Consider the following 11,762-nt stretch of genomic DNA (forward strand, 5'->3'; position numbering starts at 1 on the left):
GCCGGAGAAGGGGGAATGCTCTGTGTGGAATACTGGTGCTGTGAGCCGCACCTGGATAGTCATGCCTATGTACAACGAAAGCACCGTTGTCGGAGACGTCATCCGCGGTCTCCTCCCCACCTTCCCCCATGTGGTGTGCGTCGATGACGGAAGCACCGACGGAAGTCAGGAGGTCGCCCGCAAGGCCGGGGCGACAGTCGTGCAGCACCCCATCAATATGGGTCAGGGCGCCGCCCTCCAGACCGGCATCGAATTCGCGCTGCAGGATCCGGCGCTGGACTGCATCGTGACGTTCGACTCCGACGGCCAGCACCGCGTCGTCGACGCAGAGCAGATGGTTCAGCGGGTGCTCTCCGGCGAGGCCGACATCGTGCTTGGCTCACGGTTTCTGGACGACCGCACCCAGATCGGGTGGATGAAGAAGCTCGTGCTGAAGACGGCCGCCGCCCAGTTCCGGCTGAGCACCGGTATGGCGCTCTCGGACGCCCACAACGGCCTCAGGGCTTTCAACCCGTATGTGGCCTCGAAGATCAACCTGACCCAGAACCGGATGGCCCACGCTTCCGAACTGATTCACCAGCTCGCCGAGCTGAAGCCGCGGTGGGTCGAACACCCGGTCGAAATCATCTACACGGATTACTCAAAGGGAAAGGGTCAGTCCTTGCTGAACTCCGTGAACATCGTCGCCGAACTCCTGCTGAAGTAGCCCCATGCTGATCCTCGTTCAGATCCTCCTTGTCCTCGCGGTTGTCTCCGTCTCGATCGTCCTCATGCGCGGAGGGTCGAACGCGCGTCACCTCGCCGTGCGCCGGCTCATGCTCATCGGTTTCGCTACGGCCGCCGTGCTCTCCATCTTTTTCCCGCGGGGCCTGACCATCGTGGCCGGCTGGTTCGGTATCGGCCGGGGAACCGACCTCGTGCTCTACGGGCTCGTGGTGAGCTTCCTGGTGTTCATGGCCACCACCTACCAGCGCTTCCGCCAGACGGAGATTTCAATCACCAAGCTCTCCCGCCGTATCGCCCTCGACGAGGCCGGACGCCCCTGGGAGGCGGCGGATAAGTGAAGGACCACGCGCCGGTCGATGTCTCGGTGATCATTCCGACGAACAAGATCGACCCCTGGCTCAAGCTCGCCGTCGAGTCGGTACTCGCCCAGAAGGAAGTTACTCTCGAGCTCGTGCTGCTGTTCGACGGCATCGCCCCTCTCGACCCGCTGCCGTGGGCCGCTGACCCGCGGGTCAGGGTGCTTCGGAACGAGGTTTCGCAGGGAGTCGGCTACGCGCTGCGCACCGCCTGTGCGCGGGCCCGGGGCCGCTACATCGCCCGGCTCGACGCCGACGACGTCGCCCTTCCGGGCAGGTTCGCCGCCCAGCTGGCCTACCTTGACGAGCACCCGGGGACCGTCGCCGTCACCGGCGGTGCCCGGTGGGTCGATGAGAACGGTGCCGTGGTGGGGCGGTTCGGCCATGCGCCGGGAAGCGATGCGCGGGAGCGGCTGCTTCGGCAGAACGTTCTGGTGCAGTCGGCGATCATGTTCCGTGCCGACGCCTATCGAGCGGTCGGAGGGTATTCCCCGATGCGGCAGATGGAGGATTACGATCTCTGGCTGCGCATGGCCGCCCACGGATCGATGACGATCCTCGAACAGGACGTCGTCGACTACCGGGTCCATCCTCACCAGACGAGCCGCGGGGTGCATCCCCGCGCGGACTATGTGCGCACGGTCATGCAGGGACGCCGCGGCCTGGCCCGCGAGCTCGGTTTCCGCCCGGCTGTGCAGTTCCTGCGGGACCGGGCCTTCAAGACCGCGCTGTACGCAATGTATTACCTTCCGCCGGACCTGATTCGGGTGATCCGCACGGTGACTGCCCGCTGAGGCCTACCAGACGGTCCATCCGCCGTCGACGGCGATTGTCTGTCCGGTGACATACCGCGAGGCGTCGGAGGCCAGCCAGGCGAGGACCCCCCGGAAGTCATCCTCGGTGGCCATCCGCCCCAACGGCGTGAGCTTTTCGTAACGCTCGGTGAATTCCTCGGCCTGCCCGCGGGCGATCCCGCCCGGGGCGAAGGCATTGACCCTGATTTCCGGGGACAGCACCGTGGCCAGGTAGCGGGTCAGCTGGACGATTCCACCCTTCGTGGCGCCGTACGCGGCGGGGTTGCCCATCACCGTTCCTTCGTAGAGTCCCATGTTGGGGGCCACGAGGCCGTAGATTGACGAGACGTTGATGATTGAGCCGTCCCCGCTGTCCCGCAGCCGGGGCGCGAGCTCCCGAGCCAGGGCAAAAGGTGCCTGCAGGTTGAGGGTCGAGGCGAGGGCGAACGCCTCGTCGGTCTGCTCCTCAAAGGGGACCGCGTATCCGGGAATGCCGGCCGTGCCGGTGAAGGCGGCGTTGTTGACAAGGATGGAAAGGGGGCCGTCGAGGCGGGCGACGAGGTCGGCGACACCGCCGGGCTGCAGGAGGTCGGCGGCGAGGGGGACGCACCGCGTGCCGTACTCGGCCGTGAGCCGTCCGCTCACCTCGGCGCACGCAGCCTCATCCCGGTCGGATACTGTGACATTGGCGCCCTGGGCGGCGAGGGTTTCGGCGAGGACCCGCCCGAGGGGCCCGGTCCCGCCTGTGACGAGGGCGTTGCGCCCCTCGAGGGAGAAGAGCCGCTCGACGGGGTTCATTTCCCCTCCTGAACGTAGCCGGGAAGCGGAGCGATGCCGGCGCGGACGACGGCTTCGACGAGCCGGAACTCCTGCTCGTCGTCGATTGAGAAGGACTGGGTCTCGGGGATCTCCAGCACCCCATGGGCGCCCTCATCGAACCAGCTGTCCTGGAGCCGCCGGACGAATTCGGAGCGCCACACGTAGAAGCTTCCGTTGATGCGCAGGAACCGTTCAACGTCCTGCCTGCGTACGACCCCGGTGCCTTCCTGGAAGTACCGTCCGACCTTCTCGCTGTCCGGGCCGAGCTGCTTCACGCCGACCCAGGTGGGGTTGAAGAACGGCTCCGAAACGGCGACCACGCCATCGAGTTCGCGGTGGTCGGCGAGTTTGCGGATCGCCGCATCCACCTGCTCCGCGGTCCGGGTCGGGCTCGTCGGGTCGAGCAACAGCACCATGTCGTAGCGCCGGCCGTCGAGCCGTTCCATCTCCTCAAGGGCGTGCCGCAGGACCCCGCTCATGGGGGCGGTGTCACTGGCCAGCTCCGCGGGGCGCAGGAACGGCACCTCGGCGCCGTGCTCCCGCGCGATGGCGGCCACGTCGGCGGCGTCCGTCGAGACGATGCACCGGACGTCGTGCTCAAGCTGGCCGGCCAGGAACGCGCTGTGTGCCAGCAGGGGCTTGCCGAGCAGGTCCCTGACGTTCTTGCCGGGAAGGCCCTTCGACCCGCCGCGCGCAGGGATGATGGCCAGGACCGAGGGGCTCGGGGAATTCGACATGGCAACTTTCAGCTAGGAGACACAGCCCTCACCACCCTACCGTTTCGGCGTTCTCCGATGCGGAGGCCCGCCTGGCCGCATCACACACGGCGACCGCGCCGACGCCGTCCAGGAGGGTGGCCGGGGTGAACCGCGCCTGGTCCTGCGACGCGAGCGCCCCGGAACGTTCGAGGACGGCGGAGGTTTGCCGGGCCAGGACCGTGTCAACGGAGCCGTCCGCCGGGAAGGAGTACTCCCGGGCCGCCCCGCCGGCGGTGTGCGACACGGTGTTGCCGACAACATCCCACCCGGCGGTTCCGCCACTGGCGACCACCCGGAGGTCGCGGGTCTTGGACCGGGTGATGTAGTCGAGCCGGACCGACACCTCGATGGGACGGGCACGTGAGCCCGCTGTCCAGGACAGGTCGGCCGACTCTTCGGCCTCAATCCCGAGCGTCCCGTGGCCGAGCCGTCCGGTCAGCAGGGTGGGCGTGCCAAAGAGCCACGCCGGGTAATCGATGTCGTGCACGAGGTCCCGGAGGACGCCTCCCTCGGCCGCCCGCGCCGAATAGCTCTCCCGGTAGTCCCGGCCGGGCCGCCAGTCCGGCAGCCAGGACTGCGACCGGACGCGGGCCGACGTGATGTCGCCGAGGTCCGGCAGGAGGCCGGCGAGGCGCAGCAGTCCGTCGTGGAAGCGCAGCGGTGCGCTGACGCTGATCCGCGAAGCCTCGGGATGGCCCAGCAGCGGGGCAGCGTCCCCCGCGCGGGCCGAGGCCGGCTTCTCCAGCAGGAGTGCGCGGGGCGAGGCCGAGAGTGCTTCAAGGGTGTCGTCCACATGGCGGGCGGTGTCGGTGGCGATGATCACCAGGTCCAGCCCGGCCGGAACGGAATCGACAACAATCGCCGTGTCCGGGATGTCCGGGCGCGCCGGCAATTCCGCATTGGGGCGTACGGGCCAGGCGAAGATTTCCCCGACGCCGAGCCCGGCCAGAACGCGCAGATGCCGGGCGCCGATCGAGCCCGAGCCCCGAACCAGCACGCGAAGCCGACGGGTGTCCTTCCGCGCGGCCCCTCCGGGGGCTCCGTCAGGGTGGGGATAGAATCTTGTCGTCACGTTGCACCACTCTATTCCCGAGGTAGCCGGAACATAAATGGATATTCAGAATCACTATTACGGCCACTCGGCAGTATTGGCGCAATATTGCGGTCTCAAGAAAATCCATCATATTCCGGGCCTCCTGCAGCACGGGTGGACGGTTAAGTCCCCGCTGCTCGCGCAATTCGCTGATTTTTCCCACCGCGGTCCCAACCGCCGCCGGCTGGTGTGGACGAGCACCTCGCGCGGCTACCGGCATTCGGACCCCGAAAATCTCTGGCCGGACGGCACAACGAAGCTGACGGCAGTCGGTGCGCCCTTTGCCTACCTCAAGGATCTCGCCGATAAGGCCGGAGCGCTGCCGCTCCGCCGGGAAGGCACACTGGTGCTCCCGATGCACGGGACGGCGCTGGTGCAAGTCTTCGGCGACCACGAGGGCTACGCCCGGGACGTGCTCGACCGAGAAGGACCGTCGACGGTCTGCCTCCATATCGAGGACCTCGAGGACCGGCGGGTCGTGGAGGCGTGGACGGCGGCCGGCCACTCGGTCGTCAGCGCTGGTGAACGCAGGGACCCCCGGTTCCTGGCACGCATCCTGTCGATGATGGCCTCCGCAAACCGGGTGGTCTCCAACCGCATGGCGACCGCGCTGCTCTACGCCGCCCACGCCGGGGCCGAGGTCGCGGTCGAAGGCCCGGACTTCCGCCTTGGGAGCGATACCGCGGCCGACCCCGGCACCCGGATGCGCGAACTGTGGCCGGAGTTCTACGAGCCGGCACCGGATCAGGGCGTACTGGCGAAGATTGCCCGGGACGAACTGGGAATCGGCGACATGAGGTCTTCGTCCGAGCTCAAGGAGATCCTGGGTTGGGGCCGGCCCTCCGCCGGTCCGTACCTCGACTACTGGATCGGCGCCCCGCTGGAGAAGACGCGGGCCGTGCTAGGCATGAGCAAGCGGCCCGAGGGCGCGCACGGGGGAGAGGCAGGACTGTCGCCGTGGCACTGGCTGCGCCACCCCGCGAAACACCTGCCGTCTCCGCTGCCCGGGCTTGAGGACTTCCGGCTCCCCGAGCCGCTCCGACTGACCCCCGCCGGAGCCGTTGAGTGAACCTCCGCTGGCTGATCCTCGGGGGCGGCGGCCATGCCCGGTCCCTGGCGGCGGTCATCCGGAACCGCGGTGAGACCGTAGCCGCCGTCGCGGCCCGGCCGGACCCGGCCGCTCCCGCGCCCGGAGGCGCGCTGCCCGTCCCGCGCCAGTTCGCGACCGACGCGGAGGCCCTTGACTACGCCGCGGCCGAAGGCCTGTCCATCTGCGTTGGCGTGGGGGCGGCCGAGGTCCGCGGCCGGATCGTCGAGGACCTGCTGCGGCGGGATTCCCTGAGCGGGCTGGTACGCCCCCTGATCGCCTCCACCGCGACAGTTGACCCCTCGGCGCAGGTGGGCCCGCTGAGCCAGGTGCTCGAACACGCCCATGTCGGGCCTCTCGCCGTCCTCGGGCGAGGAAGCATCGTGAACACCGGCGCGATCGTCGAGCACGATGCCGGTCTGGGCGACCTCAGCCACGCCGCACCCGGTGCCGTGCTTTTGGGCGGCGCGCAGGTAGGCAATAGGGTACTTGTAGGGTCGGGCGCCCGGATCCTGCCGCTGGTGTCCGTTGCGGACGACGCAGTGGTGGGCGCCGGCGCGGTCGTCACGGCGCATGTTCCTGAGGCCTCGACCGTCGGTGGAGTGCCCGCCAAGCCCCTGAATTCGAGGAAGGAAGTTCCCAGTGAGCAGTGAGACCCAGATTCCCGCGCCGGTGCAGTTCGGTATGCACCGGATCGGCGCGGACGAGGAGGTCTTCGTGATCGCTGAGGCCGGTGTCAACCACGACGGTGACCTCGGGGTCGCCCACGAACTGATCGACCTGGCCGCCGAGGCGGGAGCCAACGCGGTGAAGTTCCAGACGTTCCGGCCGAGCGCACTGGTCAGCGCGTCGGCAGCCACCACGCCCTACCAGAAGAACGCAGGGTTCGCGCAGTACCAGTCTGAGATGCTCGCGGCCCTCACCCTCCCGGATTCGGCCTGGACGGAGCTGCACGCGCACTGCACGGAGCGCTCCATCACCTTCCTCTCCTCGCCGTTCGACCTGGAGAGCGCCCAGCTGCTGGCCGGCGTCGGGGTGCCGGGATTGAAGATCGGTTCGGGGGAACTGACGAACACGCCCTTCCTGCGGGCCGTTTCGGACCTCGGCGCACCCCTGATCGTCTCGACCGGCATGGCCTCCCTCGAAGAGATTGAACGGGCGCTCGAGGCCACCGCCGCCGCACCGTCGACCGTCCTGCTCCACTGCGTTTCGGCCTACCCGGCCCCGGCTGCGGAGGCCAACCTCGCCGCGATTCCGGCGATGGCCGCGCAGTTCGGCGTGCAGGTGGGCTGGTCGGACCACACGCTGGGTGCGGTGGCGTCCATCGCCGCCGTCGCCCTCGGGGCGACGTTGCTTGAGAAGCACATCACCACCGACAAGTCCCGGACCGGCCCCGACCACGCGGCGAGCCTCGATCCGGGTGAATTCCACGACTACGTTGCCGCCATCCGTGCGACCAGCGCGTCCCTTGGCGACGGGTTCAAGCGCCGCATGCCCAGCGAGGAGGAAAACGCCCGCCTGGTGCGCAGGTCCCTCCATGCGGCCCAGCCGATCGCGGCCGGGGCGGTCATCACCGAGGAGGATCTCGTCATCCTCCGCCCCGAGGGTGGGCTCGCCCCGTCCGAGGTGATTGTCGGCGCCGTGGCCGCCCGGGCGGTCGCGGCCGGTTCCCCCATCACGGCGGACGACCTCCAGCGAGACGCATGAAGGTCCTCGCTTTTGTCGGCTCGCGGGCCGATCTCTTCCCCTTCATGCCTGTGCTCCAGGAGCTGGCGCGGCGTCCGGGCATCGAGCTCTCGGTGTGCTCGGCCGTCGGATTCGCCGACGGCGCGGCAGCGGTGCTGGCCGACGGGGGCCTCGCGCCGGACCAGTACCGCCTCCACGACCTCGGGCTTTTCCTCGCCGACAGCGGCACCGCGGCCCAGACCGCCCTCGGAGCCCGCCTCAGCGGTGAATTCGCCTCCCTGCTGCAGGCGGAGGAACCCGACGCTGTCGTCGTCCTGGGCGACCGCTGGGAACTGATGTACATCGCGCCTCCCACCGTGCTGCAGGGGTGCCGCCTGGTGCACCTCCACGGGGGCGAGGTGACCGAAGGTGCGCTTGACGAACGGGTGCGGCACGCCGTGACCAAGCTGGCTGACCAGCACTGCGTGAGCACCGCCGGCGCCGAGCGGCGCGTGGCGCAGCTCGGCGAAAGCAGTTCCCGGATCCACCGGACCGGAGCACCGGGGCTTGACCGGTTCAGCGCCGTCGAGCCCCTGTCGGCCGATGGGTTCTCCGAGGCCTTCGGCGTTGAACTCGCGCGGCCCCTGATCGTGGCCACCTACCACCCTCCAACGGCCGAACAGGGCCTGCCCGTCGGGGAACTGGCACGGCAGGTCTTCGAGGAGGTCACCCGGGCGGCCGGAACCGCCATCCTGACGTACCCCGGCTTCGACTCCGGCAGGGAAGAGATCATTTCCGAACTCCTGACCCTTGCCGCCGGATCCACCGACGGCAGGGTGATTGTGAGGGAAAGTCTCGGCTCGCTCTACCCCGGCGTCATGGCGACCGCCGACGCACTCGTCGGCAATTCTTCGAGCGGCATCCTTGAGGCTGCGTCGTTCGGTCTGCCCGTCGTCAACGTTGGAGCACGCCAGCAGGGCAGGGAACACGCCGGCAACGTCATCGACTGTCCGGAGGAGCGCGATTCAATCCGGCTTAGTATTGAACGGGCCCTCAGCGCCGAGTTCCGCCGGACCGCCTCGCAGGCCGCCAATCCGTACGGTGATGGCCGTTCGGCGGCCCGGATCGCCGATATCGTCGCCGGAGCCGGTACGGTGCCCCTGACCAAGATCTTCGTCGACCAGCCAGTGAAGGATACCCAATGAGCAGCGATGCCCCCCTTAGTAATGTCTGCATCACCCCGAGTGCCTCGGTGCGGGATGCGCTGCGGGCCATCAACGACGGCGCATCCTCAATCGCCATGTTCGTCGACGACTCACAGAGGCTGCTGGGGATTGTGACGGACGGGGACATCCGCAGGGCACTCCTCGCCGGGGCCGACCTTGCCAGCGGAGCCTTCGAGTACGTCAATCCCCATCCGCGGGCCGTTCCGCCAGGCACCTCCCGGGCCGCTGTGCTGGACCTGATGCGGAGCCTTCGCATCAGTGAAGTGCCGGTCGTCGATCCCGACGGCAGGCTTATCGGGCTTCACACCCTGAGCGACATCGTTGGCCGGCCGAAACTGAGCAACATCGCCCTCATCATGGCCGGAGGGAAGGGCACCAGGCTCGGGGAACTCACGAAGGACACCCCCAAGCCGCTCATGACGGTCGCGGACCGCACCATCATCGAGTGGGTCATTCTGGGCCTCGTCGATTCGGGCATCTCACGCATCTACGTGAGCGTGGCCTACCTGGCGGACAAGATCATCGACCACCTCGGCAACGGCGAACGCTTCGGCTGCACGATCTCCTACATCCACGAGGATCCGGCGAAGCCGCTGAACACCGCCGGCGCGCTGGGCCTGCTGTACGAACAGCTCCCGGAGCTGGGCGAACCGATCATCGTGACCAACGCGGACCTCATGGTCCAGTACTCGGCCGCCGACCTCCTCGCCTTCCACGACGCCCAGGACGCCACCCTCACCGTGGCCGCCCGCCCGTACACCCACCAGGTGCCGTTCGGTGTCCTCGAGATCGACGGCGACCGCTCGGTCTCGGCGGTCGTCGAGAAGCCCCGGGTCGAATTCGAAATCAGCACGGGCATCTACGCCGTGTCCCCCCAGGCCCTTGCGCTCGTGCCCGCCGGTGAACCCTTCTCCATGCCCGAGCTCATCGAGGCCTGCATCGAACGCTCGCTGCGGGTCGCCGCGTGGCCCGTCGACTCCGATTGGCTCGACGTGGGAACCCCCAAGGATTTAGCAACTGCGAAAGGACAGCAATGACGGCTGGAAACATGACCGAGGGAACACTTGCCGGGAAGACGGTGGTGGTCACCGGCGCCGACGGATTCATTGGAAGCCATCTCACGCAGCGCCTGATCGCCGAGGGTGCCACTGTCCGCGCCCTCTGCGTCTATAACTCGAACTCGTCGTACGGGTGGCTCGACGACCTCTCCGAGGAGGAGCGCGACGCCGTTGACCTGCAGTTGGGCGACATCCGTGACGCGGAGTTCGTCTCAGACCTCGTCAAAGGGTCCGACGTTGTGCTGCACCTTGCCGCCCTGATTGCCATCCCGTACTCGTACCAGGCTCCCCGCTCGTATGTTGAAACGAACGTCGTCGGGACGTTGAACGTCCTGGAAGCCGTCCGCCGCCACGACATCGGCCGCCTGGTGAACACCTCAACGAGCGAGGTCTACGGAACTCCCAGCACCGTACCGATTACGGTGAAGAACGAACTTCGCGGGCAGTCCCCGTACAGTGCCACGAAGATCGCCGCGGACAAGCTCTGTGAGGCCTGGGCCGGTTCGTTCGAGACCCCCGTCCTGGTCCTGCGGCCCTTTAACACCTACGGCCCCCGCCAGTCGGCGCGCGCCGTAATCCCGACGATCCTGCAGCAGATGATCGCCGGCGCCGAGACCATCCACCTTGGCTCGCTCGACCCGCGCCGTGACTTCACCTTCGTCACCGACACGGCCGACGGCTTCATCCGGGCCGCCACCGCCGACGTGCCCCTTGAGGGACAGGTCATCCAGCTGGGCACCGGCACGGATGTGAGCATCGGCGAGCTCGTCGAACTCGCCCGCAAGGTCACCGGCTCGACGGCGGAAATTGTCACCGAGGATGTGCGGGTGCGCCCTGCCGGCAGTGAGGTCATGCGGCTGTTGTCGGACCCCAGTCAGGCCCTGCAGGAACTGGGCTGGGCTCCTCGGGTGGGCCTCGAAGAAGGACTCAGGCGGAGCGCCGAGTGGATTGCCGCCCGCGGCGTCGATTCCAAAGCCTCCGCACGTTACGTCCGCTGAACTGCGGACCATGAAAGGCGAAAACGTGGCATCACGAGTTCCATTGGCCGTGCCGAACATTGGCGAGAGCGAAGCGAAGATGGTGACGGACGCCGTCGAGAGCGGGTTCGTGTCCTCCGTGGGCCGGTACGTCGCCGAGTTCGAGCGTCAGTTCGCGGACTATGTCGGGGCGAAATACGCCGTGGCGTGCTCCTCGGGTACGGCCGCGCTGCACCTGGCTATGCGGCTCGCCGACGTCCAGCCGGGTGATCTCGTGGCGGTGTCCGACTTCACCTTCATGGCCTCGGCCAACGCGGCCTCGTACCAGTTCGCCGATCTCCTGCTCGTCGACTCCAGTCCGGATTCGTGGGGCATGGATCTCGACCTGCTGGAGGAGGAGCTCAGGCGGCGCCGGACCGCAGGGGAGGTCCTGCCCAAGGCCGTCGAGTTGGTGCACATCCTCGGTCAGCCCGCGGACGCGCACCGCGCCCGGCTGCTCGCCGACGAGTTCGGTTTCCTGCTGGTCGAGGACGCTGCCGAGGCACTCGGTGCCACCTGGTCGGACGGGCCGCTGAAGGGCCGCCATGTCGGCACGGTCGGCCACATGGGCGCCTTCTCCTTCAACGGGAACAAGATCATGACCACCGGCGGCGGGGGGATGTTCACCACCGACGACGAGGACATGGCGCGCCGGGCGAAGCATCTCTCAACCCAGGCCAGGCTCCCGGACCGGGGCTACCTCCACGATGAGATCGGCTTCAACTACCGGCTGACCAACATCGCTGCCGCTTTGGGGGTGGCCCAGCTCGAACGCCTCGACGGCTTCGTGGAGCACAAGCGCGCGATCGCCCAGCGCTACAACGACGCCTTCGCTGGGACCTCCATCGGGCTTCCCCCGAACCTCCCCAACGAGGAGTCAACCTACTGGCTGTATTCGGTCCTGGTTCCCGGCGGCGAGGGCACCGAGTCCCGTGACGCGCTCCAGGACTTCTTGGCGGAGGCGGACATCGAGTCGCGCTCGCTCTGGCGCCCCCTGCACATGCAGCCCCCGCTGGCGCACGCGCCGGTGCTGGGCGGGGAGGTCGGCGCGGAGCTCTTCTCCAGGGGGCTCTCTCTGCCCTGCTCGACCGACCTCACCGAATCCGACCAGCAGCGCGTCATCGACCGGGTCCTCGCCTGGCATGCCCTGAACATTGAGTAGCA

The 11,762-nt window shown here is 68.0% G+C and carries 13 protein-coding genes; 10 read left to right on the top strand and 3 right to left on the bottom strand.

All coding sequences use genetic code 11. The features are described 5' to 3' along the window. Window positions 1-67 precede the first annotated feature (67 nt). Genes GVV86_RS09030 through GVV86_RS09040 form a run of 3 tightly spaced genes read left to right on the top strand, consistent with a single transcriptional unit; the run spans window position 68 to window position 1,876 of the window. Window positions 68-706: a glycosyltransferase family 2 protein gene (locus tag GVV86_RS09030; RefSeq protein WP_159802576.1), complete on the top strand. Its 639-nt coding sequence runs from the start codon at window positions 68-70 to the stop codon at window positions 704-706. Window positions 707-710: 4 nt separating this feature from the next. Then, the gene (locus tag GVV86_RS09035) at window positions 711-1,064 is read left to right on the top strand and encodes a DUF2304 domain-containing protein (RefSeq protein WP_159802577.1); all 354 of its coding nucleotides are present in this window, start codon (window positions 711-713) and stop codon (window positions 1,062-1,064) included. After that, a complete protein-coding gene (locus tag GVV86_RS09040) occupies window positions 1,061-1,876 on the top strand; it encodes a glycosyltransferase (protein ID WP_159802578.1) in 816 nt (271 codons plus the stop codon). The genes GVV86_RS09035 and GVV86_RS09040 overlap by 4 nt, the downstream gene beginning before the upstream one ends. 3 nt (window positions 1,877-1,879) lie before the next feature. On the opposite strand, the gene GVV86_RS09045 is transcribed toward GVV86_RS09040, so the two are convergent. Genes GVV86_RS09045 through GVV86_RS09055 form a run of 3 tightly spaced genes read right to left on the bottom strand, consistent with a single transcriptional unit; the run spans window position 1,880 to window position 4,525 of the window. Further along, window positions 1,880-2,674, bottom strand: a complete 795-nt coding sequence (locus GVV86_RS09045; RefSeq protein ID WP_159802579.1) for an SDR family oxidoreductase — start codon at window positions 2,672-2,674, stop codon at window positions 1,880-1,882. Next, window positions 2,671-3,432 carry an acylneuraminate cytidylyltransferase family protein gene (locus tag GVV86_RS09050; protein WP_159802580.1) on the bottom strand — a complete coding sequence of 254 codons (762 nt, stop codon included), beginning with the start codon at window positions 3,430-3,432 and terminating at the stop codon, window positions 2,671-2,673. The genes GVV86_RS09045 and GVV86_RS09050 overlap by 4 nt, the downstream gene beginning before the upstream one ends. Before the next feature lie 28 nt (window positions 3,433-3,460). Beyond that, window positions 3,461-4,525, bottom strand: a complete 1,065-nt coding sequence (locus tag GVV86_RS09055) for a Gfo/Idh/MocA family oxidoreductase (protein ID WP_159802581.1) — start codon at window positions 4,523-4,525, stop codon at window positions 3,461-3,463. A gap of 208 nt (window positions 4,526-4,733) precedes the next feature. Here GVV86_RS09055 and GVV86_RS09060 point away from each other — a divergent pair, with 208 nt between their 5' ends. From GVV86_RS09060 to GVV86_RS09090, 7 genes are read left to right on the top strand one after another with little or no spacing between them, the layout of a single operon-like run. Continuing rightward, entirely contained in the window at window positions 4,734-5,615 is an 882-nt protein-coding gene (locus GVV86_RS09060; RefSeq protein ID WP_159802582.1) for a hypothetical protein, read from the top strand. Next, window positions 5,612-6,286, top strand: coding sequence for a PglD-related sugar-binding protein (locus tag GVV86_RS09065; protein ID WP_246669927.1), 675 nt, complete (start codon window positions 5,612-5,614; stop codon window positions 6,284-6,286). Before GVV86_RS09060 ends, GVV86_RS09065 begins: the two co-directional genes overlap by 4 nt. Beyond that, window positions 6,276-7,340 (top strand): N-acetylneuraminate synthase family protein, encoded by a 1,065-nt coding sequence (locus GVV86_RS09070; RefSeq protein WP_246669928.1) that lies wholly within the window; start codon window positions 6,276-6,278, stop codon window positions 7,338-7,340. The genes GVV86_RS09065 and GVV86_RS09070 overlap by 11 nt, the downstream gene beginning before the upstream one ends. Continuing rightward, the gene (gene neuC / locus GVV86_RS09075; RefSeq protein ID WP_159802583.1) at window positions 7,337-8,503 is read left to right on the top strand and encodes a UDP-N-acetylglucosamine 2-epimerase; all 1,167 of its coding nucleotides are present in this window, start codon (window positions 7,337-7,339) and stop codon (window positions 8,501-8,503) included. The genes GVV86_RS09070 and neuC overlap by 4 nt, the downstream gene beginning before the upstream one ends. After that, window positions 8,500-9,561 (top strand): sugar phosphate nucleotidyltransferase, encoded by a 1,062-nt coding sequence (locus GVV86_RS09080; RefSeq protein ID WP_159802584.1) that lies wholly within the window; start codon window positions 8,500-8,502, stop codon window positions 9,559-9,561. The genes neuC and GVV86_RS09080 overlap by 4 nt, the downstream gene beginning before the upstream one ends. Next, a complete protein-coding gene (locus GVV86_RS09085) occupies window positions 9,558-10,580 on the top strand; it encodes an SDR family NAD(P)-dependent oxidoreductase (RefSeq protein WP_159802585.1) in 1,023 nt (340 codons plus the stop codon). Before GVV86_RS09080 ends, GVV86_RS09085 begins: the two co-directional genes overlap by 4 nt. 25 nt (window positions 10,581-10,605) lie before the next feature. Beyond that, window positions 10,606-11,760 carry an aminotransferase class I/II-fold pyridoxal phosphate-dependent enzyme gene (locus GVV86_RS09090; protein WP_201291410.1) on the top strand — a complete coding sequence of 385 codons (1,155 nt, stop codon included), beginning with the start codon at window positions 10,606-10,608 and terminating at the stop codon, window positions 11,758-11,760. Window positions 11,761-11,762: the final 2 nt, after the last annotated feature.

Source organism: Arthrobacter zhaoguopingii (genome assembly GCF_009828595.1).
Classification (GTDB): domain Bacteria; phylum Actinomycetota; class Actinomycetes; order Actinomycetales; family Micrococcaceae; genus Arthrobacter_D; species Arthrobacter_D zhaoguopingii.

Excerpts from the sequence above, each read along its gene's own strand:
- GVV86_RS09030 (WP_159802576.1), top strand. The coding sequence starts at position 68 with ATGTACAACGAAAGCACCGTTGTCGGAGACGTCATCCGCGGTCTCCTC.
- GVV86_RS09035 (WP_159802577.1), top strand. The coding sequence starts at position 711 with ATGCTGATCCTCGTTCAGATCCTCCTTGTCCTCGCGGTTGTCTCCGTC.
- GVV86_RS09045 (WP_159802579.1), bottom strand. The coding sequence starts at position 2,674 with ATGAACCCCGTCGAGCGGCTCTTCTCCCTCGAGGGGCGCAACGCCCTC.
- GVV86_RS09050 (WP_159802580.1), bottom strand. The coding sequence starts at position 3,432 with ATGTCGAATTCCCCGAGCCCCTCGGTCCTGGCCATCATCCCTGCGCGC.
- neuC (WP_159802583.1), top strand. The coding sequence starts at position 7,337 with ATGAAGGTCCTCGCTTTTGTCGGCTCGCGGGCCGATCTCTTCCCCTTC.
- GVV86_RS09080 (WP_159802584.1), top strand. The coding sequence starts at position 8,500 with ATGAGCAGCGATGCCCCCCTTAGTAATGTCTGCATCACCCCGAGTGCC.
- GVV86_RS09085 (WP_159802585.1), top strand. The coding sequence starts at position 9,558 with ATGACGGCTGGAAACATGACCGAGGGAACACTTGCCGGGAAGACGGTG.